Raw genomic sequence first — 23,421 nt, 5'->3', positions numbered from 1 at the left:
GACGCGGGTGCTTCGTCTGGGCCCCAGGCACCATGGGGGCTTCGCCCCCGCTCCCCCCTTTATCGGCCCTCCGGGCCTCGTCCTCAAACGCCGGACGGGCTGGATTCCGCCGGTCTCGGAAGAGGGCCCGCGCCTGCTGTGAGGGGCGCTGCGGTCGGGCGGGCCGCGGTGGGCGCGGGTGTCGACGCGGGCGCCGCAGACGAGGGCGCCGCAGACGAGGGCGCCGGCCCGGGTGGCGATGGTGGGGTGGGGGAGCGGATGCGGCGGTGGCGGCTGGTGCTCGGGGGAGATGCCGCGGACGGGACCGGGTGCGCGCTGGCCGGGCGGGACGCCGCGATGGACGGGGCGCTGGCGTCGCTCTACGGAGGCGGCGAGAAGAAGGGGCGCGGACGGGAGCGTTCGGCGGGGCTCGGGGCGTCCGCGCCGTCGGTCGCGCGGTGGCTCGGGGACATCCGGACGTACTTCCCCTCGTCCGTCGTGCAGGTCATGCAGCGCGACGCCATCGACCGCCTCGGCCTCTCCGCGCTGCTCCTGGAGCCAGAGATGCTGGAGGCCGTCGAGGCGGACGTACACCTGGTGGGCACCCTGCTCTCCCTCAACAAGGCGATGCCCGAGACCACAAAGGAGACCGCGCGGGCCGTCGTGCGCAAGGTGGTCGAGGACCTGGAGAAGCGGCTCGCGAGCCGCACCCGGGCCACCCTCACCGGCGCCCTCGACCGCAGCGCCCGCGTCAGCAGGCCGCGCCACCACGACATCGACTGGAACCGCACCATCGCGGCCAACCTCAAGAACTACCTGCCCGAGTACAAGACGATCGTCCCCGAACGCCTCATCGGGTACGGCCGGGCGGCGCAGTCCGTGAAGAAGGACGTCATCCTCTGCGTCGACCAGTCCGGTTCGATGGCGGCGTCCGTGGTGTACGCCTCCGTCTTCGGGGCGGTGCTCGCCTCGATGCGGTCCATCAGCACCCGGCTCGTCGTGTTCGACACGAACATCGTGGACCTGACGGACCAGCTCGACGACCCTGTGGACGTGCTGTTCGGCACGCAGCTCGGCGGCGGCACCGACATCAACAGGGCGCTCGCGTACTGCCAGTCGCAGATCACCCGCCCCGCGGACACCGTGGTCGTGCTCATCTCCGACCTCTACGAAGGCGGTATCCGCAACGAGATGCTGAAGCGGGTCGCGGCGATGAAGGCGTCCGGGGTGCAGTTCGTGACGCTGCTCGCGCTGTCCGACGAAGGGGCGCCCGCGTACGACCGCGAGCACGCGGCGGCGCTCGCCGCCCTGGACGCGCCGGCCTTCGCCTGCACGCCCGACCTCTTCCCGGACGTGATGGCGGCGGCGATCGAGAGAAGGCCGCTGCCCATACCGGACATGCATACGCATCAGTAGCAGGGGGCTTGCGCGACGGCCCGGCTCTCGTGCGAGTATCTACGCCTTCGCCCGCGCGGAGCGAGAGGTTCCGCGCGCTGTGCCCGTCCCCCCCCAGTCCTCATAGCTGTACGGAAGGTCGTCCCGCCTTGGTTTCCGCAGCCGTTCAGCCCGGTGCGGCGGCGCGCTTCGTGCGCGCGGCCGCCGGGCGGCGCGCGCTGCAGGTGCTCGTGCTGCTCGCCGGGCTTGTCGTCATCGGCCTCGTGTGCGGGGAGCGGGCGCGGGCGGCGGACGGCGGGGCGACGACGGTCGGCGGGACGACGGATGTAGTGCGGTCGGTGGCGCGGGGCGTGCCCGGTACGCCGGGTACCTCCGGTGCTTCGGACGCCGCCACGGCCGAGGCGACCGAGCCTGTCGGCAAGGCCGAGGCGACCGAGTCCGCCGCCACGGCCGACGTGGTCGAGCCCGCCGTCAAGTCCGGTGCGCGGCCTGCGGTGGAGCGTGTCGTACGTCCCGTGCGCGGCGTCGTCGACGGGGCGGCGCGGGCCGTGGACGACGTGCGGTCGGGCGCGCTGCCCGATGCCCGGCGGGTGCGTCCCGAGCCCGGTCGCGTACTGCCCGAGCCCCAGGAGCTGTTGCCCGAGCCGACCCGGCCGGGTACGGGTGCCGGGCAGGGCGACGACGCCGGGGCCGGGACAACGACGCCCGCGCCGCCTGCCGTTGAAGGCGGTAAGGACGGCAGGGGCGGCAAGGACAGCGGGGGCGAGAGCGGGGCTCGTGGCGGCGAAGAGCGTCGCGGTGGCCTGGCGGCTCACGGGCCGAGCCTCGACTCCTCGTATCCGCACCGCGGTTGGACGCCGCCGGGTGGCGACGGATCCGTTGAGCGGGCGTGGGGCGATGCCCTGGACGGTGCCGCGTTCGGTGAGCACGGGACCGGAGGGCAGGGGCCGGGGCCGCTGCCCGGTCGGCCGGGCGGTTGTGTGAGTGGTCAGTCGGCGGGTGACGGGAGTTCGCAGCGTCACGCCGATCAGTGCGCGGCCGGTCCCGGTGGCCGCGGCGAGGTCCGGCTGGTGGCCGGAGCGTGTGCGTCGGCCGGTGCCGATCCGGTACGCGAGAGGCACCGGGACATCCTCGAATTCCCTGGCTAGGGCAGGCCTTCTCTCCTGCTCGACCTGCCGCGCGCGGGGGCGGCACAGGTCTGCCCGCCGGTCGTTTGGGCCGGTTCCACAGCCAGTACGAATCCGAAGGATCCGACGTACACATGAACAAGAACATTCGCCGTTCCATCGTCATAGCCGCCGGTGTCACCGGCGCGTGGGCGCTCGGCTCGGCCGTCGCCAGCGCGGACGAACTGCCCGCGCACTCCGTCGCCGTGCCCGACCAGGCGTCCGACGCCGTTGACTCGGTCGACGACGTCAAGGACGTCAAGGGAACGGTCAAGGACGTCAAGGGAACGCTCGGCGACGTCAAGAAGGTCGTGCCGGGCGGCGTGCAGGACGTGCAGAAGAAGGCGTCCTCGGTGAAGCACGTGCGGGGCACGGTCTCGGGCGTGCAGGGCAAGGTCTCCGACGTGCGGGGCACCGTCTCCGGCGTCGAGGACAAGGTCGACCTCTCCGGCGTGCGGGACGTCCAGGGCAAGGTGTCCGAGGTCGAGTCCCAGGTGCCCGACATCAAGGGCGTCGAGGACGTCACGGAGGTCAAGGACGCAGGGGAGATCGACTACCTCTTCGGCCCCCTCTCCGCCTTCGCCCCGGACCTCGGGAACGTCGACGGCACCGTCGCCACCGCCACCGGCACAGCCACCGGCGCCCTCGGCAACGCACCCGGCACCGTCGACAACCTGCCCGGCATCGTCGACGCCGTCCCGGGCGGCGCCACGCAGGACGTCCAGACCCTGGCCGGCGCCGCCCTCACCACCGCGAGCCCGGTCGTGGACGGCGCCGCCGAATCCGTGCTGCCGCCGATCGCCCGGACCGCCGTCGACGGCGTGGTCCCGGTGGCGCTGCAGGCGGTCGGGGACGTGAGCTATCTGGCGCAGGGCGTGCTCGGTGACGTGCAGCCGTTCGCGGGCGGCGTCGTCGCGGACGTGCCGCCGTTCGCGCAGGCGGTCGTCGGTGAGGACGTGCAGCCGTTCGCCGGGGGCGTGGTCGGCTCGGTGCAGCCGGTCGTCCAGTCGGTGACCGACCAGGTCCAGCCGGTCGTGGCCGGTGTCGGCGGCAGTGCCGAGGGCCTGGCCCGGGGCGCCGTCGGCGACGTACAGCCGTTCGCGGGCGGCGTGGTCGCCGACGTGCAGCCGTTCGCGCAGGACCTGACGGGCACGGTGGGCGCCGACGCCCGGTCGCTCGCCGGGAACGCCGTCGCCGGAGCCCAGGACGTGACCCGCTCGGTCACCCCGGACTACCTGCCGGGCGGCGGCGCGACCGGCCTCCCGCTGTACGACGCCGCGTACCAGGCGACGTACAACGGCTGATCACGCAAGCAAACGCGCGGGCCCGTCGCCCTCCCCTGCGACGGGCCCGCGCGCGCATCCCCGCGGACGGGACACCGCCGGGCGGCGCCCGGAGCCACCGGCCCGCAGCCCCGGCCCGCAGCCCTGGCACGCAGCCCAGGCACGCAGCCCGGCACACGCAGCTCCGGCCCACCCCGGCACACGCAGCCCCGGCACACACCCCGCCCCGCAGCCCTCGCCCGCACCCCCGCCGCACGATCTGTGACCGTCATCACCGCGCAAATGTGATCTGCGATTTAGGGACCCACGTCCCACGGCGATAACCTGCGAGACGGACATGCCGCGTACCGGACTCTTCGGCTACGCCTCCCTTGTGACAGCGCAGTCACGTTGCCCTTCGCGGCACGCCCACGCAGAGCACGCAGAGACTGAAGCCGCTGCACTAGCGACAGCGGCGCGAGATCACTGAAAAGGGACGGACGCGCGTGGACCTGTTCGAGTACCAGGCGAGGGACCTCTTCGCCAAGCACGGTGTACCGGTGCTGGCCGGTGAAGTCATCGACACGCCTGAGGCGGCGCGCGAGGCCACCGAGCGGCTTGGTGGCAAGTCGGTCGTCAAGGCACAGGTGAAGGTCGGTGGCCGCGGCAAGGCCGGCGGCGTGAAGCTGGCCGCCACCTCCGACGAGGCCGTTGAGCACGCCACCAACATCCTCGGCATGGACATCAAGGGCCACACGGTCCACAAGGTGATGATCGCCGAGACGGCCCCGGAGATCGTGGAGGAGTACTACGTCTCCTTCCTCCTGGACCGCACCAACCGCACCTTCCTCTCCATCGCCTCCGTCGAGGGCGGCGTGGAGATCGAGGAGGTGGCGGCCAACCGGCCCGAGGCCGTCGCCAAGACCCCGATCGACGCCAACGAGGGGGTGACCAAGGAGAAGGCCCAGGAGATCGCCAAGGCGGCGAAGTTCCCGGCCGACGTCGCCGACCAGGTCGCCGACATCCTCGTGACCCTGTGGGAGACCTTCGTCAAGGAGGACGCCCTCCTCGTCGAGGTCAACCCGCTGGCCAAGGTCGCCTCCGGCAAGGTCATCGCCCTCGACGGCAAGGTCTCGCTCGACGAGAACGCCGACTTCCGCCAGCCCGGGCACGAGGAGCTCGAGGACAAGGCCGCAGCCAACCCGCTCGAGGCTGCCGCCAAGGCCAAGAACCTCAACTACGTCAAGCTCGACGGCGAGGTCGGCATCATCGGCAACGGCGCGGGTCTGGTCATGTCGACCCTGGACGTCGTCGCGTACGCCGGTGAGGCCCACGGCAACGTGAAGCCCGCCAACTTCCTGGACATCGGTGGCGGCGCCTCCGCCGAGGTGATGGCGAACGGCCTCGAGATCATCCTCGGCGACCCGGACGTCAAGTCCGTCTTCGTCAACGTCTTCGGCGGCATCACCGCCTGCGACGAGGTCGCCAACGGCATCGTCCAGGCGCTGCAGCTGCTCGCCGACAAGGGCGAGGAAGTCACCAAGCCGCTCGTCGTCCGTCTCGACGGCAACAACGCCGAGCTGGGTCGCAAGATCCTGTCGGACGCCAACCACCCGCTGGTGCAGCGCGTGGACACCATGGACGGCGCGGCCGACAAGGCCGCCGAGCTGGCCGCGGCCAAGTAAGGGACGAGGGAAAACCACAGCCATGGCTATCTTCCTCAACAAGGACTCCAAGGTCATCGTCCAGGGCATGACCGGTGCCACGGGCATGAAGCACACCAAGCTCATGCTGGGTGACGGCACGAACATCGTCGGCGGCGTGAACCCGCGCAAGGCGGGCACCAACGTCGACATCGACGGCACCGAGATCCCGGTCTTCGGTTCCGTCGCCGAGGCCATGGAGAAGACGGGCGCCGACGTCTCCGTCCTCTTCGTGCCGCCGGCCTTCGCCAAGGCCGCCGTCGTCGAGGCCATCGACGCCGAGATCCCGCTCGCGGTCGTCATCACCGAGGGCATCGCCGTCCACGACTCCGCCGCCTTCTGGGCGTACGCGAAGACGAAGGGCAACAAGACGCGGATCATCGGCCCGAACTGCCCCGGTCTCATCACCCCGGGCCAGTCCAACGCCGGCATCATCCCGGGCGACATCACCAAGCCGGGCCGCATCGGCCTGGTCTCGAAGTCCGGCACGCTGACGTACCAGATGATGTACGAGCTCCGTGACATCGGCTTCTCGTCGGCCGTCGGCATCGGTGGCGACCCCATCATCGGTACGACGCACATCGACGCGCTCGCCGCGTTCGAGGCCGACCCCGACACCGACCTGATCGTGATGATCGGTGAGATCGGCGGCGACGCCGAGGAGCGTGCGGCGGACTTCATCAAGGAGAACGTGTCGAAGCCGGTCGTCGGCTACGTCGCGGGCTTCACGGCGCCCGAGGGCAAGACCATGGGCCACGCCGGTGCCATCGTCTCCGGCTCCTCCGGCACCGCCGCCGCGAAGAAGGAGGCCCTCGAGGCCGCCGGCGTGAAGGTCGGCAAGACGCCGACCGAGACGGCGAAGCTGGCGCGCGCGATCCTCGCCGGCTGACGTCTTCGTCTTCCCGGCCGACGGCTTTCCGTCACTGGCTGACGGCTTTCCGTCACTGAAAGCGGGCCCGCACCCCTCGCCGGGGTGCGGGCCCGCTTTCGTGGTCATCGGAGCTGACGTCATCTGAGCTCGGGCAGCAGGCGTTCCGGTCCGTGGTACGGCTCGGCCCGGAGCTTCTCGCGGAGGGCCTCGTCCTCGTACGACAACGGCCCCGGGCCCATCCGCGGGGGCACGCCGCTGATGGCCCTGCCGGGGGACTGCGGGGGCTCGTAGCGGGTGGGGGCGGTGCGGACGGTGAGGGCGGTGGCGCCGATGATCAGGGCCGTGAACGCGATGGCCGCGCGGGTCCAGAGGCGGGCCCGGCGCTCGCTGCCGAGCCGGACGCGCTCCGGCCGCGGCTGCCGCAGCCGCTCGGTGCGGCCGAGCGCGTCGAGGTGCCGGTGCAGGAGGTCCGGCTGTTCGCCGACATCGGGCAGCGCATCGGCGACGGCTCGGCGCGCGTGCAGCAGGCGGTAGGCCGCGGTGGGTGTGGTCGCCTCCGTCTCGGCGGCGGTCTCGGGCAGGTCGAGGCCGACGCCGTCGTAGAGCAGGAGCGTACGGCGCCGGGCGGGCGGCAGGCTCAGCAGCACGGTGAGGACCGCGCGGTGCGCGGCCTCCGCGGGCGGGGTGCCGGGGGCGCGGTGGGCGCGCCGGAAGCGGTGCCAGGGGGACAGCGCGTACTCGTGCGCGGCGGCCCGCACCCAGCTCGCCGGATCGCGGTCCAGGGCGACCTCCGGCCAGCGCTGCCAGGCGTGCTGGAAGGCCCGCTCGACGGATTCCTCGGCGAGACCGCGGCGCCCGGTCAGGGCGTACGCCTGCCGTACGAGGGAGGGCGCGGTGCGCGTGCACAGCGCGTCGAAGGCGGCTTCCGGGGTGTGGGGGGAGGGGACGGGGCGCTTGGCGTAGGGGTCGGGGGCGGCCATGGGGTCGGGGACCGCGTCCCGGTCCGGCTCCCGGTCCCGGTCCCGGACTCGGTCCCGGACTCGGTCCCGGTCCCGGTCCCGGTCCAGGTCCAGGTCCAGGTCCCGGACTCGGTCCCGGTCCAGGTCCAGGTCCAGGTCCTGGTCCCGGTCCAGGTCCCGGTCCAGGTCCTGGTCCCGGTCCTGGTCCCGGTCCTGGTCCCGGTCCCGGACTCGGTCCCGGACTCGGTCCCGGACCCGGTCCAGGTCCCGGTCCCGGACCCGGTCCAGGTCCCGGTCCCGGACCCGGTCCAGGTCCCGGTCCCGGACCCGGTCCAGGTCCCGGTCCCGGACCCGGTCCAGGTCCCGGTCCAGGTCCCGGTCCTGGACCCGGTCCTGGACCCGGTTCTGGACCCGGTCTCGGTCCTGGTCCTGGTCTTGGTCCAGGTCCCGGTTCTGGTCCAGGTCCGGCGCCAGGTGCGTCGCGGTGGCCGGGGGTGCCGCCGGTTCCTGGGCGCCCACCAGTTCCGCGGCCGCCTCCGGGTCCCGGCCCGCCGCCGCGTCCGCAGTCGCGTTCGGGCCTGCCTCGGCCGCCCCGCCTCCCCCGCCTCGCTTCGGTCCCGGTCCTGCCTCCTGGTCATAGGCCACCGTCCCGGGCGCCTTCCGCGCGGACCTCGGCGGGCCCGCGTCGGCGGGGCCGGAGTCGGGGGCCGTACCGGGGGCCGTGCCGGGGGCGGCGGACTGTTCGCCGGGTCCGCCGTCGGCGAGCCCCGCCAGGAGGTGGGCGTACGCGACGCGGCTGCGGCCGCGGGGGTGTTTGCGGCCCGCCTCCCAGGCCCGGACGGTCTCGCGGGAGACGCCCATCTTCGCGGCGACCTCGGCCTGGCTCAGCGACTTCGCCTCGCGCAGCCTGCGGCGTTCCTTGGGGGACGGCAGCGGCATGGCAGGGCTCTGTGACATGGCTAGCCGATCCGTCGTCCGAAAAAGTACATAAACGTATATTGAGCGACACTTCGGGCATTCGCCCGTTACATGGCGAAAGCGCGTGTCGTTGGGACCATGACCGCGTGACCCATATGACCGATGACGCTGGTTCTCTGACGCTCTATCGGAAGCAGGCGGCGCCGGGCCTCGGCACCTGCCTGCTCGGCGGGGCGATCGCCGCGGGGCTCGGGCTCGGCGCGTTCGCGGTCCTGGTGATGGGGCTGTGGATCAGTTCGCCGTACCCGGACAGCGGGCCGGGCGGCGCGCTGCACGTGGCGGCCGCGCTGTGGCTGCTCGCGCACGGCACGGAGCTGGTCCGCACCGAGACGCTGTCCGGCGCGCCCGCACCGGTGGGCGTCACGCCGCTGCTGCTGCTCGCCCTGCCGGCCTGGCTGGTGCACCGCGCGGCACGCGACGCGGCGGACCCGGACGAGCGGGCGATGGGGGTACGGACCTCGTTGGCGGGCGTGGTCGGCGGCTATCTGCTGGTGGCGACGGCGGCCACGGTGTACGCGGCGGGCGGCGAGCTGCGCCCCTCGTGGCTGAGCGCGATGGGGCACGTGCCGCTGCTCGCGGCGGCGGCCGCCGGGTTCGGCGTGTGGACGGCGCACGGGCGGCCGCCGGGGCCGCTGCCGGGGGTGGTGCGGCGCGCGGTGGACGGGCTGCGGATTCCGGACGCGGTACGTCGCTTCGTACGGGAACGGGGGGCCGCCGTGGGACGGGCCGCCGCCGCGGGGACGGCGGTGCTGGTGGGCGGGGGAGCGCTGCTGGTGGGGGTGTCGGTGGTGCTGCACGGGGGGCTGGTGCGGGACGCGTTCCTGGACGTCACCACGGGGTGGTCGGGGCGGTTCGCGGTGCTGCTGCTTGCCCTCGCGCTGGTGCCGAACGCGGCGGTGTGGGGGGCGGCGTACGGACTCGGGCCGGGGTTTGTGCTGGGGGCCGGGACGGTGGTGGGGCCGCTCGGGGCGGACACCGCTCCGCTGCTACCCGCGTTTCCGCTGCTCGCGGCGGTGCCGGAGGGCGGGGGCGGGTCGCCGCTCACGTGGGCGGTGGGGGTGGTGCCGGTGGCGGCCGGGGGTGTGCTCGGGTGGTTCACGGCTCGGGCGGCGACGGGCGGGGAGGCTCCCTGGTCGGTGGGGCGGACGGCTCTGGGGGCCGGGGTGGCGGCGGTGCTGTGCGGGGTCGTCTGCGGCGGGCTCGCGGGGGTGGCCGGGGGGCCGATGGGGGTGCGGGTGCTGGCCGAGTTCGGGCCGGTGTGGTGGTTCACCGGGCTTGCGGCTGTGGCGTGGACCGGGGTGGTGGGGGTGCCGGTGGCTTTGGGGGTGCGGTGGTGGTGGAAGCGGGGCGTGGCCGTGTGCGGTGAGGCAGCGGTTCCGGCACCGCAGGCGGTTGCGCCCGCGGGGCCCGAGCGGGGTGACCCCCTGTCGTGACAGTGGGCGTCGGACTGGGCTGCCTTTAAGGGGCGGGAGCCGCCCTGCGGCACGACTGCCCACAGTGGGGAGCGGGAAGCGAGGGCGGGTGGCGGGTGTCTGCCCTGGCGGGAGTTGTACTTGGGGCGGCGTCCGTGTGTATGATCATGGCGTAACTTCGGTGCACAGCACGGGAGTCGCGCGTCTGTGGTCCAAGGAAAGACGTCCATCATCCGATGGGAGATGCAGGTGCAAGGCCTGCCGGGCGCTCCATTGACGAAGGTCCCCTCACGGGTGAAGTGAGGGGACCTTCGTCGTTGTGCGTGCGCGTGAGCACGTCCGCGCCGCCCCCGCCGGCCAGGGGAGCGGCGTGGACGTACGCGTCAGTCGCGGTCCGTCAGGAGCGGGCGCAGCTCCTTCGGGAGCAGGTCCTCGCAGGACTGGCGGGACTCGGTGGTCAGGGCGTCGTCACGGCACGTGTAGTAGTCCCGGTAGATGAGCTGCGCGGCGAACGTCGCGAGCACCATCACCAGCGCCAGCGAAGCCGTGACCAGACCGCTGATCGCCGCCGTGGTCTGCGGCCGCGAGCCGTTGCCGGAGCCGCCGGACGCCCCGGAGCCCCCAGCACCCGCGCCGCCTGCCGACCCCTGCGCGGCCGTCGGCACCGGAGCCGTCGGGTCCGGCAGGCGCGGCTTGGCCCGCAGCGCGCTGATCGCCCAGTAGAGGCCGAGCGCGCCGAGCAGCAACGCCACGTACCGCCACCCGAAGAGCGCGAAGAAGAACGCCCACATGCCGGAGAGCAGCGCGTAGCGGGCGCGGCGCTGGGCCGGGTCCTTCGGGTCCCAGCGCATCCCGCCGCCCTGGCCGCCGGAGCCGGACCCCGAGCCGTCGGGACCCTGGCCGCGGGGCCGCTCGCCGAAGCCGCCGCCCGAGGACCGGCCGGGCTGCCGGTCGCTCCACTGGCTGCCCCAGGGCGATTCGCCCCGGCCGTCGTCGCCGTTGCCGCCGTTGTCTCCGTTGTTGCCGTCGGACCCCTGCCCGCCCGTGGGCCGCCGCGGCTGCCAGGGCTGCTCCGGCGCGCCCTCGGGCGGCGGCGCGAAGGGGTTGTCCTCGGAGGACCCACGGCTTCCGGAAGATCCACTGTTTCCGGAAGATCCACTGGCTTCCCCGGAAGACCCGGAAGCCCCGGCCCCGCCGGAGTCTCGCGGCGGCGAGGAAGGCTGCCCGCCCCCGTCCCGCAGCAGGGGCGAGCCCACTCCGTCGCGTGTCGAGCCCTGCGTGCGGGGCGGGTCGTACGCGAAAGGCAGCGGGAGGCGGAGGCTACGGTCCGGCATCAGGTGTGCGTCTTCCCCTTGATAGAGCTCGGCGGCCCGGTTCGGCGGACCGGGCAACTCGGCGATGGAGCTTGGCAACTCGGAGTTCAGGAGTCTGCCCCCACAGACGCTACCTTCCGGCCGCGCCCCCGTCCCGTGAGGGGCCGTCCGGTGTGCCGGTATCGTTGCTGACGGTCGGCCGCTTCGTAGGGTTCCCCGTATCGGGGGACACGAAGCCTTCGTGCGACCGTACAAAGAGAACTCCCGAGAAAGGGCCCCGCCGTGGCCAAGGCCAAGCGCCTCGTCGTGCTGGTCTCCGGATCAGGTACGAATCTGCAGGCACTGCTCGACGCCATCGCGGAGCGCGGCGCGGACGCCTATGGCGCCGAGGTCGTGGCCGTCGGCGCCGACCGGACCGGCATCGCGGGCCTGGAGCGTGCCGAGCGCGCGGGCCTGCCGACGTTCGTGTGCCGGGTGAAGGACTACGCGAACCGGGACGAGTGGGACCGCGCCCTCACCGAGGCCACCGCGGCGTACGACCCCGATCTGGTCGTCTCGGCCGGGTTCATGCGACTCGTCGGGAAGGAATTCCTGGCCCGGTTCGGCGGCCGCACGGTGAACACGCACCCGGCGCTGCTGCCCAGTTTCCCGGGGGCCCACGGCGTGCGCGACGCGCTCGCGTACGGCGCGAAGGTCACCGGCTGCACCGTCCACTTCGTCGACGACGGCGTCGACAGCGGCCCGATCATCGCGCAGGGCGTGGTGGAGGTTCGGGACGAGGACGACGAGAGCGCGCTGCACGAGCGCATCAAGGAAGTCGAGCGAAGGCTGCTCGTCGAAGTCGTGGGGCGCCTGGCCCGCGACGGCTTCTCGATTGAGGGACGAAAGGTAGTTATCCCGTGACCGCCGAAGGTACGGCCACCGCCGAAGGTACGAAAGCCCCGATCAGGCGCGCACTCATCAGCGTCTACGACAAGACCGGCCTGGAAGACCTCGCGCGCGGGCTCCACGAGTCGGGCGTCGAGCTCGTGTCGACCGGCTCCACCGCCGCGCGGATCGCCGCCGCCGGGGTGCCGGTCACCAAGGTCGAGGAGCTCACCGGCTTCCCCGAGTGCCTGGACGGCCGGGTGAAGACGCTGCACCCGCGCGTGCACGCCGGCATCCTCGCCGACCTGCGCCTGGAGGCGCACCGCAAGCAGCTCCAGGAGCTCGGCGTCGAGCCGTTCGGCCTGGTCGTCGTGAACCTCTACCCGTTCCGCGAGACCGTCGCGTCCGGCGCGAGCTACGACCAGTGCGTGGAGCAGATCGACATCGGCGGCCCCTCGATGGTCCGCGCCGCCGCCAAGAACCACCCGTCGGTCGCGGTCGTCACCAGCCCGGCCCGGTACGCCGACACGCTTGCCGCCGTCCGCGCGGGCGGCTTCGGCTTCGAGGAGCGCCGGGCGCTCGCTGCCGAAGCGTTCCAGCACACCGCCGCGTACGACATCGCCGTCGCGAACTGGTTCCTGGAGACCGAGCAGTCCGGCAAGGAGGGCTTCCCCGACTTCATCGGCGCCGCCTTCGACCTGAAGAACCAGCTCCGCTACGGCGAGAACCCGCACCAGAAGGCCGCCCTCTATGTGTCTGATAGCGGCTTCGCCGCGGGGGACGGCCGCGGCGGCCTCGCCGAGGCCCAGCAGCTGCACGGCAAGGAGATGTCGTACAACAACTACACGGACACGGACGCCGCGCGCCGTGCCGCGTACGACCACGACGACCCGTGCGTGGCGATCATCAAGCACGCCAACCCGTGCGGCATCGCGATCGGCGGCAATGTCGCCGAGGCGCACCGCAAGGCGCACGCCTGCGACCCGCTGTCCGCGTTCGGCGGTGTCATCGCCGTGAACCGGCCGGTGACGCGGGAGATGGCCGAGCAGGTCGCGGACATCTTCACCGAGGTCATCGTCGCGCCCGACTACGAGGACGGCGCGCTGGAGGCCCTCACCAAGAAGAAGAACATCCGCGTCCTGCGCGCCCCGCAGGCGCCCTCCGCGCCGGTCGAGGTCAAGCCCATCGACGGCGGCGCGCTGCTCCAGGTCACCGACCGCCTCCAGGCCGACGGCGACAACCCGGCCAACTGGACCCTCGCCACCGGGGACGCCCTCTCCAAGGGCGAGCTCGCCGAACTGGCCTTCGCCTGGCGCGCCTGCCGCGCCGTGAAGTCCAACGCGATCCTGCTCGCCAAGGACGGCGCGTCCGTCGGCGTCGGCATGGGCCAGGTCAACCGCGTCGACTCCGCGAAGCTCGCGGTCGAGCGGGCGGGCGAGGAGCGGGCCCGCGGCGCGTTCGCCGCGTCCGACGCGTTCTTCCCCTTCCCCGACGGCCTGGAGGTCCTCACCGCCGCGGGCGTCAAGGCCGTCGTCCAGCCCGGCGGCTCGGTCCGCGACGAACTGGTCGTCGAGGCAGCGAAGAAGGCGGGCGTCACGATGTACTTCACGGGGACGCGGCACTTCTTCCACTAAAACGGACGTTCTATTTAGTGCTGCCTGTCCACTGCGGCGTACGTGCCGGTGGCCGCACCCCACGCCGGGGTGCGGCCACCCGCGTACGGTGCCGGGAAGATCAGCCCTTGGGTCAGCCCTTGATGACGACCGTGCCGCAGACCTTGTCGGCGAAGGTCTGCTTCTTGTCGTCCCACAGCGGCCACAGCCAGCCGAGGTAGAGCGGCAGGCTGTCCAGGAAGTGCGCGAGCCTGCGCACGAACGCCATGCCGACGCCGACCGGGCGGCCGTCCAGCTCACGCAGCAGGCGGATGCCGACGGCCTTCTTGCCGATCGTCTGGCCGGTCCTGCCCTCCTGGACCAGCTGGTAGATCACGAAGGCCAGCACGGCGAGGACACCGACGAGGATGATGACGATTCCCGCGCCGCCCCGGCCCACCGCGGCGCCGATGCCGATGACGAGGTAGGCGGCGGCGAAGACCAGGCCGTCGATGAGGAGCGCGCCCGCGCGCAGCCCCCAGTGCGCCAGCTCCGGACGCGCCGCGTATCCGGCGGGGTCGTAGCCGTACCCGGGCTGCTGCGGGTAGGCCCCGTACGGGGACTGACCGGGCGTCGGCTGGGGGTAGGCCGGGTAGCCCTGGCCCGGGTAGCCGCCCTGCTGGGGCGGTACGCCCTGCGGGGGCTGCTGGGGGTAGCCGTATCCGGGGCCCTGGCCCGGCTGGGGCTGCTGGGGTGGCGGCCCGTAGGGGTTGCTCATGGTGGGGATTCCTCCGTCGGGGAGTGCGGGGACGTCGCGACACGCACGGAGGAAACGTTCACAGAAGCGTCGGTCCCCCCGACACCGGCCGCGGCACTGTGGCACTCATCGTTCTTCAGCGCCGCGGTATTTGTCCAGCCGTGCCTCCGCGCGTTGTGCAAGTGCAATCACAGCGGGTGGCGGGGGGTGCGCGAGTGCCCCCGGATTGGTACGCGGGCGGGCTCATCCGCGAGGATGGAGTCATGACCGCCCAGATTCTCGATGGCAAGGCCACCGCAGCAGCGATCAAGTCCGAACTGACCGCCCGCGTGGCGGCCCTGAAGGAAAAGGGCGTCACGCCCGGCCTCGGTACCGTCCTGGTCGGCGACGACCCCGGCAGCCACAAGTACGTCGCGGGCAAGCACCGCGACTGCGCGCAGGTCGGCATCGCCTCCATCCAGCGCGAACTGCCCGCGACCGCCTCCCAGGAGGAGATCGAGGCCGTCGTGCGCGAGCTCAACGACGACCCCGCGTGCACCGGCTACATCGTCCAACTGCCCCTGCCCAAGGGCATCGACGAGAACCGCATCCTGGAGCTGATGGACCCGGCCAAGGACGCGGACGGCCTGCACCCCACCAACCTGGGCCGGCTCGTCCTCAACGAGCCGGGACCGCTGCCGTGCACCCCCTATGGGATCATCCGGCTGCTGCGGCAGCACAACGTGGAGATCAAGGGCGCCGAGGTCGTCGTCGTCGGGCGCGGCGTGACCATCGGGCGGCCGATGCCGCTGCTGCTCACCCGCAAGTCGGAGAACGCGACGGTCACCCAGTGCCACACCGGCACCCGTGACCTCTCCTCCCACCTGAAGCGGGCCGACATCATCGTGGCGGCGGCCGGGGTGCCGCACCTCATCAAGGCCGAGGACGTGAAGCCCGGCGCCGCCGTGCTCGACGTCGGCGTCTCGCGGGACGGCAACGGCAAGATCGTCGGCGATGTCGAGCCGGCCGTCGCCGAGGTCGCCGGATGGATCTCGCCCAACCCGGGCGGCGTGGGCCCGATGACGCGCGCCCAACTCCTCGTCAACGTCGTCGAGGCCGCGGAACGTGTCGCTGCCGAGGGCTGAGCGGGGGGAGGGGGATGACGGGATGAACGTGGAGGCGAAGGACGGCCCGCACGCCGCGGCCGAGCCGGAAGCCACACCCGAGGGCGCGGCCGGTGCCGAGCCCGAGGCCGGTTCCGACGCCGCGGCCGACGCCGAGCCCCGAGCCGAGGCCGACGTCGACGCCGGGTCCGCCAAGGGCGCCGTCAGCGCCCCCGGCCCCGACGGCGAACCCCGCAAGGTGTCCCGGCGGTTCCCGCTGTTCACGCGGGACACCGCCCGGCCCGAGGGCGGGGGACGCGCGGCGTCGGGGGACGCGCCCGCCCCGGCGCGGCAGTGGCCGCTGCTCGGCGTCGTGTCCCTGGTGGGGCTCGGGCTGCTCCTGACCGCCTTCGACGTGTTCCGTGTGGGCACGCTGCTGATCGGGCTCGCGCTGCTCGCGGGGGCCGTGATGCGCTGGTGGCTGCCGGGCGTCGGCATGCTGGCGGTCCGCTCGCGGTTCACGGACATGGTGACGTACGGCAGTCTCGGCCTGGTGATCGTGCTGCTCGCGATGATGGCGCAGCCGAACCCGTGGCTGGAGATCCCGTTCCTCGACGACACACTGCACTTCACGATCAGCAGCTAGCCGGGAGCCGTCGGCCCCTAAGGGCCGGCGCACCGGTCGGCACACACCAACGGCCCGTACTCGCCAGGAGAGTACGGGCCGTTGGCCGTGGGGGCAGGGGGTGGTGCGGCGGTCGCGGGCCCGTTCCTCCGTGCGCCCCTGCACGGAGCCGCAACCTCAGTGGTCTTCAGTTGTCGCACCTGGCGGTGCGGATCCAGCCGGTCGTGCCGTGCTGAAGCTTGCGGGGCGCAGGCCCGGTCCCCCGTGCAAACCCCCGTTTGCGGGCCCACGCCCCCTTCCCCCGTGCGCGCCGTTCGTCAAGGCGACGCGGTGGGTGGTGCTGAGCCAAAAACTTACGCTGAGCGCGTGCCCCCGTCGTCCCGTGCCGGGTTGACGTTCGGCTACGCCCGGGGTCGTACAACGACCTCGTCTACAACTTTCGCGGTACGGCGACCGATGGACGTATACCGGCGGGTACGCGGGCTACGCTGCGACGATGCGCCTCCGCCCGCTCACCGTCGACGTGCTGCTTGCCCTCGCGCAAGTGGGCATGCTGGCGGTGGTGGGGCCCGAGGCCGCCGCGATCGGCTGGTCCGACCTGGACGCCCGCGGCTATGCGCTCGCGCTGCTCGCGATCGCGCCGGGTGTCGTCCGCTCGAGGGCACCGGTCGCGGTCTGTCTGGTGACGTACGTGATCTGGGGGGTGTACGTCCTCGAGGGCTACTGGCCCGGGGTGACGTCGTTCGCCCCGATTGTCTGTCTCTACACGGTCGCCGTGCAGCGCCCGACGCGCACGACCGGCTGCTGCGCGGCGCTGCTCGCCTGCATCTGGATCTTCGGCGGTTACATCAGCGGCGACGGCAACCACGGCTCCCTGCCGTCGATTGCGGCGCAGGGCATCTGCGCCAACGCCCTGGTGTGGCGCATGGGATACCTGGCCCGCCGCTCCAACCAACTCGCCCGCAAGACCCGCGCCGAACAGCAGGAACGGGCCCGGGACGCGGTGGTGGAGGAGCGCGGGCGGATAGCGCGGGAGCTGCACGACGTCGTCGCCCACCACATGTCGGTGATCTCCGTGCAGGCGGGGCTCGCCACGTTCGTCTTCGAGTCCGACGCCAAGACCGCGCGCGCCGCGCTCGGCACCATATCCGCCACCAGCACCGAGGCCCTGGAGGAGATGCGGCGCATGCTGCGCGTGCTGCGGGCCCGGGAGGACGGCGGAGAGGTGCCGGACGCGCCGATGCCGGGGCTCGACCGCATCAAGGACATGACGGACCGGGTCAGGGCGGGCGGCGTGCCCGTCGAGTTCAGAGTCACGGGGACGCCGCGGCCGATCGCGCCCGGCGTCGAGTTGTGCGCGTACCGCGTGGTGCAGGAAGCCCTCACCAACGTGCTCAAACACGCGCGTCATGCCAGCGCGATCGTGGAGTTGCACTACCACCGCGACCACATCGAGGTGTCCGTCACCGACAACGGGGAGGAGGTGATTCCGGACAGAGTGAGGAGCAGTGGTGGACATGGGTTGATCGGTATGAGAGAACGAGCCAAGCTCTACGGCGGAGCGATCAGCATCGGACCGCGCAGCGCGGGAGGGTTCGCCGTCAGGCTCACCCTGCCGACATCGGCGCGGGCCGCACCGCCAGGAGACGATGCCACCGAATGAGCCCAGCACACATCAAGGTGCTTGTCGTGGACGACCAGTTCCTCATCCGCGCCGGGCTCGTCGGTGTGCTCAGGGCCGCGCCCGGCATCGAGGTCGTCGGTGAGGCAGGGGACGGGGCGGAGGCCGTCGAACTGGCCGCGTCCGCGCGCCCCGACGTGATCCTCATGGACATCCGCATGCCCGGCATGAACGGCATCACGGCCACCGAGCGCATCCTCGCCGAGGCCGCGGACCCCCCGCCGCGCATCCTGGTCCTCACCACCTTCGACCTCGACGAGTACGTGTACGGGGCGCTGCGCGCGGGCGCGGCCGGCTTTCTGCTCAAGGACTCCGGTCCGGAGCGGCTGCTCGCCGCGGTGGCCGCGGTGGGCAGCGGCGACGCGCTGTTCGCGCCGAGCGTCACGCGCCGCCTGGTGGAGGCCTTCGCGGTACGCGCCGGGGCCGTCGCCGAGGCGGACGCGCCGCCGCCCGACCTCGCCGCGCTCACCGGGCGCGAGCTGGAGGTCCTGAAGCTGATCGCGCGCGGCCTGTCCAACGCGGAGATAGCCGACCGCCTGTACATCAGCGAGGCGACCGTCAAGACGCACCTCAACCGCACCATGAACAAACTGGATCTGGACACCAGGGCGCAGGCCGTGGTGATCGCCTACGAGACCGGTCTCGTGACCCCGGGCGGCTCCGGCATCTGACCGTCGGTCGGGCCCCGTATCCGCTGTGTCCGCTGTTTCCGCTGGTGACGTACGCAAGACGGCGCCCGTCCTCTCCCCCGTGGGAGGACGGGCGCCGTCGGTTCGCGGGAGCGAGCCGTGTGCTCGCCCTGTGCCTCAAGCGTCATGGACGCGCCATCCCGGCAGCAAGTCGCGCCAGGTCCCTGTGGCACGGAAGTGACCATTCCGCAGCGGTGTCCTTGGCCCGCTACGGGTGCGAGACGGCCTCGCCGGACCGGGCGAAACGGGCGACCCGGACGGAACCGAACCGGGCCCCGCGACCGTCAGTCGGTCGACGCGACCGCCGCCGGCCGGCGACCGGGTCGCGCTGGGGGGTGCGCCATGGGGACACGCGCGGGTGCCTGGCAACCGCTTCCGGACGAACTGCCGCCGGAGGTGCGCCACTTCGTCGAGCAGCTGCGGCGGCTCAAGGACCACACGGGCCTGAGCCTCGTCGCGCTCGGTGCCAGAACCGCGTACAGCAAGTCCTCCTGGCAGCGGTACCTCAACGGCCGGCAGCCCCCGCCCCGGGAGGCCGTGCTCGCGCTGTGCCGGGTCGCGGGGACGGACGGCGCGCGGCTCGCGGCGGGGCGGGAGCTGGCGGTGCGGGTGTGGCCGCGGACGCCTGAGCCGCGTACCGCTGACGGTGCGCCGCGTACGGCTGATGACGCCGAGCCGCGTACCGCTGACGCCGAGCCGCGTACGGCTGAGGTGGCGGCGTCGGCCCCCGCCCCCGTCCGGCGCCCCGCGCCCTCTTGGCGGCTCGTCGCCTGCTCCGCGCTCGCGGTGATCGCGCTGCTGCTCGCGGGCCTGCTGTGGGCCGTCGGGCAGGTGGCGGCGGAGCGCGGCGGCACCGGCGGAGAGCCGTCGCTCGACCCCGGCGCGAGCGTCTCCGAGCCGCTCGGCAAGCGCCGGACGCCGGGGACCGCCACCGAGTGACGGCCCCGGCGGTCGTCAGCCGAGGCGGTTGTACGAGGCCTTCTTCCAGTGGCCGTCGATCTTCACGTAGTACGTGCCCGCGATCCGCTTGAAGCCGACGTGGTGCACGAAGCCCGTGTAGACGACCTTGCCGCCCGAGTGCGGGCCGCTGAGGAAGTTGTCCGCGGCGCCGAACGTCTCCTTGCCGACGACCCCGTCGACGTCCTCCAGGTCCTCGTGGGCCTGCCACCACTTCGTGGCGGACGCCGTCTTCCAGCCGAAGCGGCCGTCGACGTCGGCCTTCGTGAAGGTGTGCCGGACGCCGTTGCCGTCGCGCCACTTGGCGCCGTCCGCGTACAGCACGCTCTGCCACAGCCAGGTGGCGTTGGAGTGCGCGTGGCGGTGGCGGGAGAGCGTGCCCTCGTCGCCCCAGTCGTTGAAGGCGTCGCCGCCGCCGTCGATGACGTGCGGCCCGGCGGCCTGGGCCAGTGGCGCGGTGCCGGCGAGCGCGAGGCCGGCGCCCGCGGTCACGGCGACGGCGGCGGCGAGGAGCCGGTGCGGGCGGCGGGTGCGGGTGGTGGTGCGGTGCTGCATGGTGGTTCCCCCCTGGTGGTTCGGTCACGGCACACAGCGGTGCCGGGTTCGATGCTTCGGCATCGGGGCACCCCCGAACAGGGTCAACCGCCGCATCCGGGACGGTTCCGGGACGTCCCGGACCGGGAGCAGGGGTTCCGCATCGTGGAGCGGGACGTCGGTGGGACACTGGGCCGTGGACCGCGGGGCGTGCGACGGGGCACACTCTGTCCCAAATGCTCCTGTGCGCTCCCTTTCCGGGAACTGACATCCTGGCTCGGCGCATCCCTCTGGGTAGTTCAGGACCGGAGCGTTCGGGGCTTGTGCGGGGCTCCGGGGGGTTGGGGGAGCCGGGGCAGAGGGCACGACGCGCGGGGGCAGGCAGGCACGTACGGGGGGGAACAGGGGGAGCAATGCCTCGTTGGAAGGCGCTACCGGATGAGCTCGATCCGCAGGTCAGGGAGTTCGCGAGCCAGTTGCGCAGGCTGGTTGACCGCAGCGGTCTCAGCATCGCGGCCGTGTCGGACCGGACCGGCTACAGCAAGACGTCGTGGGAGCGCTATCTGAACGGGCGGCTGCTCGCCCCCAAGGGCGCGATCGTCGCGCTCGCCGAAGTCACCGGCACGCCGCCGGTGCACCTCATCACCATGTGGGAGCTGGCGGAGCGGGCCTGGAGCCGCTCCGAGATGCGGCACGACATGACGATGCAGGCCATACGGATCTCCCAGGCGCGGGCCGCGCTCGGCGAGCTCGCGGCGAACCCGCCGGTGAGCTCCAAGGACGCCAAGGCTCCCAAGGGGAACGGCGGTTCGGACAAGGCGGCGCGGGGCGGCGGGGTCGGGGCCGTGACCGGGATCGCGGGTCCTGCCGGGGTGTCGCCGACGGTGCCGCCGGTCGGGCAGCAGCATCCGGAGGGGGTGCGGTACGCGGCGCCTTCCGGGGCGGCCGGGTCCGCCGCTTCGGCCTCGGCGGCGGCTTCGGCGGCGGCTTCGGCTCAGGCTCCGTCGACGCCTTCGTCGTGTTCGTACGAGGCGTCGGCGCCGCCTGCCGCCGCTGCCGCCACGGCGTCGACGGTGCCGCCGGCGTACGGGGCCGGGGGGCGGGGGGCCGTGGCCGGGCCCGGACTCGGGCCCGACGGGAAGTCGCCCGACGGGCAGCGGCGCAAGCGGAAGCTGACGATGTTCCTCGCGGGGGTCGTCGGGGCGCTCGTGGTGATCGCCGCGGCGGTGTTCCTCACGGACCTCGGCAAGGACGACGACGGTGGCGACGGCAAGGCGAAGCCGTCCGCCTCGCCGACGACGTCCACCGCGGAGCTGCCCGCGGGGGTCGAGTGCAGCGGGGCCGACTGCACCGGCAAGGATCCCGAGAACATGGGGTGCGGGGGCGAGTTCGCCAAGACCACGTCCCGGGCGACGGTGGGGACGACGAAGACGCTCGTCGAGGTGCGGTACAGCAAGACCTGCGGGGCCGCGTGGGCGCGGATCACCCAGGCCGCGCCCGGGGACAAGGTCCACATCACCGGGGCGGGTTCGGCCGCGCGGCAGAACGGGACCGTGGGCGCCGACCTCGACGCGTACACGCCGATGGTCGCCGTGAAGAACGCGGCGGCGGCGAAGGCGTGCGCGACGCTCAAGTCCGGCCGGACGGCCTGCACGAAGTGACTGCCGCCGGCCGCGGGGTCGTGGGCCAAGGCCGGCCCACAGCGCCCGCCGCCCGGGGCGTGCCCCTCCCCAAGCCGTAACGTCACCGTCGGCCTAGGGGTGCCCCTCCCCAAGCCGTAATGGTCCCCTCGGCCCGGACGGTGCCCCCTCCACATATCGGCACCGTCGGCCTGGGGCTGTGCCCACCCGTGCCGCCCCTGGCGGCCCAGCTGCCCACAGCAGGTACCGACGGCGTGGGCTGCCCACAGCGGGGGCGGCGTTGTTCCCACGCACTGCGGCGCGAGGCCGTCGGACGACTGTCACGGGTGGGCGGGTGGGAAAGATCCGCCGCGGCAGCGGCGGGGACGGATGTGTCCACTCGGCTCGTCGACGCCGGACGGGCGTTTGTGGCACCGGAAGCGCAGGCCCGCGCGAGTGGGTTGGCATGGGTGGGCGCAAGGGGCGGCCTGATGCCTCTTGTTCCGGTGAACGGGTGGGCGGGTGGGAGGGATCCGCCGCGGTAGTGGCGGGGACGAAACTCCGCGCGGCGGGGAGGCATGCGTGGCCCCCCGCCGGGCAGGCGCACCGTACCCCCACGGGAGTGGTCACACCCCCAGGCGGCCGCCACGTCTCCTCTCCCGAGGTGGCGGCCGCCACCTCGGCCTCGGCCCGGCGTGCGGGGGGCGACCGCCTCGCCCCCGGCGTGTGGGGTGAGCCACAGCCCCCTGACGCCCCCGGCGAGAACCCTCGCGGTAGCCTGACCGCGGATCTCTCTTGATGCCAAGAGATCGATCATCGAGAGGCGATCGAAGAGGCGTCGGCGGGGATCCAGCACATGGGGCAGGGACCCCCACCGCCAGCTGTCTTACGGAGATCGCCATGACCCGCACTCCCGTGAATGTCACCGTCACCGGCGCGGCCGGCCAGATCGGCTACGCGCTGCTGTTCCGCATCGCGTCCGGCCACCTGCTCGGCCCGGACGTGCCGGTCAACCTGCGCCTCCTGGAGATCACGCCCGCCCTGAAGGCCGCAGAGGGCACCGCGATGGAGCTCGACGACTGCGCCTTCCCGCTGCTCAGCGGCATCGAGATCAGCGACGACCCGAACGTCGCCTTCGACGGTGCGAACGTCGCCCTCCTCGTCGGCGCCCGCCCGCGTACGAAGGGCATGGAGCGCGGCGACCTCCTGGAGGCCAACGGCGGCATCTTCAAGCCGCAGGGCAAGGCCATCAACGACCACGCCGCGGACGACATCAAGGTCCTCGTCGTCGGCAACCCGGCCAACACCAACGCCCTGATCGCCCAGGCCGCCGCCCCGGACGTACCGGCGGAGCGCTTCACGGCGATGACCCGCCTTGACCACAACCGCGCGCTGTCGCAGCTCGCGAAGAAGACCGGCACCTCGGTCTCCGACATCAAGCGCCTCACCATCTGGGGCAACCACTCGGCGACGCAGTACCCGGACGTCTTCCACGCGGAGATCGCCGGCAAGAACGCCGCCGAGGTCGTGAACGACGAGCAGTGGCTCGCGGACACCTTCATCCCGACCGTCGCCAAGCGCGGCGCGGCGATCATCGAGGCCCGTGGCGCGTCCTCGGCCGCCTCCGCCGCCAACGCCGCCATCGACCACGTGCACACGTGGGTCAACGGCACGGCCGCCGGCGACTGGACGTCCATGGGCATCCCGTCCGACGGTTCGTACGGCGTCCCGGAGGGGCTCATCTCCTCCTTCCCCGTCACCACCAAGGACGGCAAGTACGAGATCGTCCAGGGCCTGGAGATCAACGAGTTCTCGCGCGCCCGCATCGACGCCTCCGTCAAGGAGCTCGAGGAGGAGCGCGAGGCGGTCCGCGGCCTCGGCCTCATCTAAGGCACCGTCGCCGTCCACGGCACCGTCGTCCAGGCGCACGCCTGACGCACGCCCGACGGCAGCCAACCGCCCTCCGGCGGCCGCGCACCG

18 protein-coding genes and 2 pseudogenes are annotated in these 23,421 nt (G+C 72.8%); 15 read left to right on the top strand and 5 right to left on the bottom strand.

Annotation, left to right across the window (positions count from 1 at the left end):
• Positions 1-258 precede the first annotated feature (258 nt).
• The 5 genes from AC0KTA_RS14740 (at position 259) to sucD (ending at position 6,394) form a co-directional block, all read left to right on the top strand.
• Positions 259-1,395, top strand: coding sequence for a VWA domain-containing protein (locus AC0KTA_RS14740; protein WP_481056426.1), 1,137 nt, complete (start codon positions 259-261; stop codon positions 1,393-1,395).
• A gap of 128 nt (positions 1,396-1,523) precedes the next feature.
• The gene (locus AC0KTA_RS14735) at positions 1,524-2,522 is read left to right on the top strand and encodes a hypothetical protein (RefSeq protein WP_481055594.1); all 999 of its coding nucleotides are present in this window, start codon (positions 1,524-1,526) and stop codon (positions 2,520-2,522) included.
• A gap of 113 nt (positions 2,523-2,635) precedes the next feature.
• Positions 2,636-3,844 carry a hypothetical protein gene (locus AC0KTA_RS14730; protein WP_481055593.1) on the top strand — a complete coding sequence of 403 codons (1,209 nt, stop codon included), beginning with the start codon at positions 2,636-2,638 and terminating at the stop codon, positions 3,842-3,844.
• A 464-nt stretch (positions 3,845-4,308) separates the two neighbouring features.
• On the top strand, positions 4,309-5,487 hold the full coding sequence (sucC, locus tag AC0KTA_RS14725) for an ADP-forming succinate--CoA ligase subunit beta (RefSeq protein WP_481055592.1): 1,179 nt from the start codon (positions 4,309-4,311) through the stop codon (positions 5,485-5,487).
• A gap of 22 nt (positions 5,488-5,509) precedes the next feature.
• Entirely contained in the window at positions 5,510-6,394 is an 885-nt protein-coding gene (sucD, locus tag AC0KTA_RS14720) for a succinate--CoA ligase subunit alpha (protein WP_481055591.1), read from the top strand.
• A 119-nt stretch (positions 6,395-6,513) separates the two neighbouring features.
• Here sucD and AC0KTA_RS14715 read toward each other — a convergent pair.
• Positions 6,514-7,390: pseudogene (locus AC0KTA_RS14715) on the bottom strand (SigE family RNA polymerase sigma factor); the annotation flags it as partial.
• 670 nt (positions 7,391-8,060) lie between these two features.
• Positions 8,061-8,292: pseudogene (locus tag AC0KTA_RS14710) on the bottom strand (helix-turn-helix domain-containing protein); the annotation flags it as partial.
• Positions 8,293-8,408: 116 nt separating this feature from the next.
• Between AC0KTA_RS14710 and AC0KTA_RS14705 the strand changes: the two are divergent.
• Positions 8,409-9,746: a cell division protein PerM gene (locus AC0KTA_RS14705; protein WP_481056425.1), complete on the top strand. Its 1,338-nt coding sequence runs from the start codon at positions 8,409-8,411 to the stop codon at positions 9,744-9,746.
• A gap of 362 nt (positions 9,747-10,108) precedes the next feature.
• Here AC0KTA_RS14705 and AC0KTA_RS14700 read toward each other — a convergent pair whose 3' ends face one another.
• Positions 10,109-11,059 (bottom strand): hypothetical protein, encoded by a 951-nt coding sequence (locus AC0KTA_RS14700; RefSeq protein WP_481055590.1) that lies wholly within the window; start codon positions 11,057-11,059, stop codon positions 10,109-10,111.
• Positions 11,060-11,320: 261 nt separating this feature from the next.
• Here AC0KTA_RS14700 and purN point away from each other — a divergent pair, with 261 nt between their 5' ends.
• Positions 11,321-11,941, top strand: a complete 621-nt coding sequence (gene purN / locus AC0KTA_RS14695; RefSeq protein ID WP_481055589.1) for a phosphoribosylglycinamide formyltransferase — start codon at positions 11,321-11,323, stop codon at positions 11,939-11,941.
• Positions 11,938-13,539: a bifunctional phosphoribosylaminoimidazolecarboxamide formyltransferase/IMP cyclohydrolase gene (gene purH, locus AC0KTA_RS14690; protein WP_481055588.1), complete on the top strand. Its 1,602-nt coding sequence runs from the start codon at positions 11,938-11,940 to the stop codon at positions 13,537-13,539. The genes purN and purH overlap by 4 nt, the downstream gene beginning before the upstream one ends.
• 112 nt (positions 13,540-13,651) lie before the next feature.
• Here purH and AC0KTA_RS14685 read toward each other — a convergent pair whose 3' ends face one another.
• Entirely contained in the window at positions 13,652-14,275 is a 624-nt protein-coding gene (locus tag AC0KTA_RS14685; RefSeq protein ID WP_481055587.1) for an RDD family protein, read from the bottom strand.
• Positions 14,276-14,517: 242 nt separating this feature from the next.
• On the opposite strand from AC0KTA_RS14685, the gene AC0KTA_RS14680 reads away from it, so the two are divergent.
• The 5 genes from AC0KTA_RS14680 to AC0KTA_RS14660 all read left to right on the top strand — a co-directional run bounded on the left by AC0KTA_RS14680 (position 14,518) and on the right by AC0KTA_RS14660 (position 19,270).
• Positions 14,518-15,378: a bifunctional methylenetetrahydrofolate dehydrogenase/methenyltetrahydrofolate cyclohydrolase gene (locus tag AC0KTA_RS14680; protein ID WP_481055586.1), complete on the top strand. Its 861-nt coding sequence runs from the start codon at positions 14,518-14,520 to the stop codon at positions 15,376-15,378.
• Between the two features lie 22 nt (positions 15,379-15,400).
• A complete protein-coding gene (locus AC0KTA_RS14675) occupies positions 15,401-15,982 on the top strand; it encodes a DUF3017 domain-containing protein (protein ID WP_481055585.1) in 582 nt (193 codons plus the stop codon).
• A 475-nt stretch (positions 15,983-16,457) separates the two neighbouring features.
• Positions 16,458-17,624 carry a sensor histidine kinase gene (locus AC0KTA_RS14670; protein ID WP_481055584.1) on the top strand — a complete coding sequence of 389 codons (1,167 nt, stop codon included), beginning with the start codon at positions 16,458-16,460 and terminating at the stop codon, positions 17,622-17,624.
• A complete protein-coding gene (locus AC0KTA_RS14665; RefSeq protein ID WP_481055583.1) occupies positions 17,621-18,313 on the top strand; it encodes a response regulator in 693 nt (230 codons plus the stop codon). The genes AC0KTA_RS14670 and AC0KTA_RS14665 overlap by 4 nt, the downstream gene beginning before the upstream one ends.
• Positions 18,314-18,673: 360 nt before the next feature.
• Positions 18,674-19,270, top strand: a complete 597-nt coding sequence (locus tag AC0KTA_RS14660; protein WP_481055582.1) for a helix-turn-helix domain-containing protein — start codon at positions 18,674-18,676, stop codon at positions 19,268-19,270.
• A 15-nt stretch (positions 19,271-19,285) separates the two neighbouring features.
• Here the strand turns inward: AC0KTA_RS14660 and AC0KTA_RS14655 are convergent, their stop codons facing one another.
• A complete protein-coding gene (locus AC0KTA_RS14655; protein WP_481055581.1) occupies positions 19,286-19,843 on the bottom strand; it encodes a peptidoglycan-binding domain-containing protein in 558 nt (185 codons plus the stop codon).
• Between the two features lie 392 nt (positions 19,844-20,235).
• On the opposite strand from AC0KTA_RS14655, the gene AC0KTA_RS14650 reads away from it, so the two are divergent.
• The gene (locus tag AC0KTA_RS14650; protein ID WP_481055580.1) at positions 20,236-21,483 is read left to right on the top strand and encodes a helix-turn-helix domain-containing protein; all 1,248 of its coding nucleotides are present in this window, start codon (positions 20,236-20,238) and stop codon (positions 21,481-21,483) included.
• Positions 21,484-22,341: 858 nt separating this feature from the next.
• Complete coding sequence (locus AC0KTA_RS14645; RefSeq protein ID WP_481055579.1) at positions 22,342-23,331, top strand: malate dehydrogenase; 990 nt, start codon at positions 22,342-22,344, stop codon at positions 23,329-23,331.
• The last annotated feature ends 90 nt before the right edge of the window (positions 23,332-23,421 follow it).

Source organism: Streptomyces sp. Y309, from assembly GCF_056712025.1.
The sequence above is the reverse complement of the archived record's forward strand: the minus strand, read 5'-3'. Positions and strand labels throughout refer to the sequence as shown.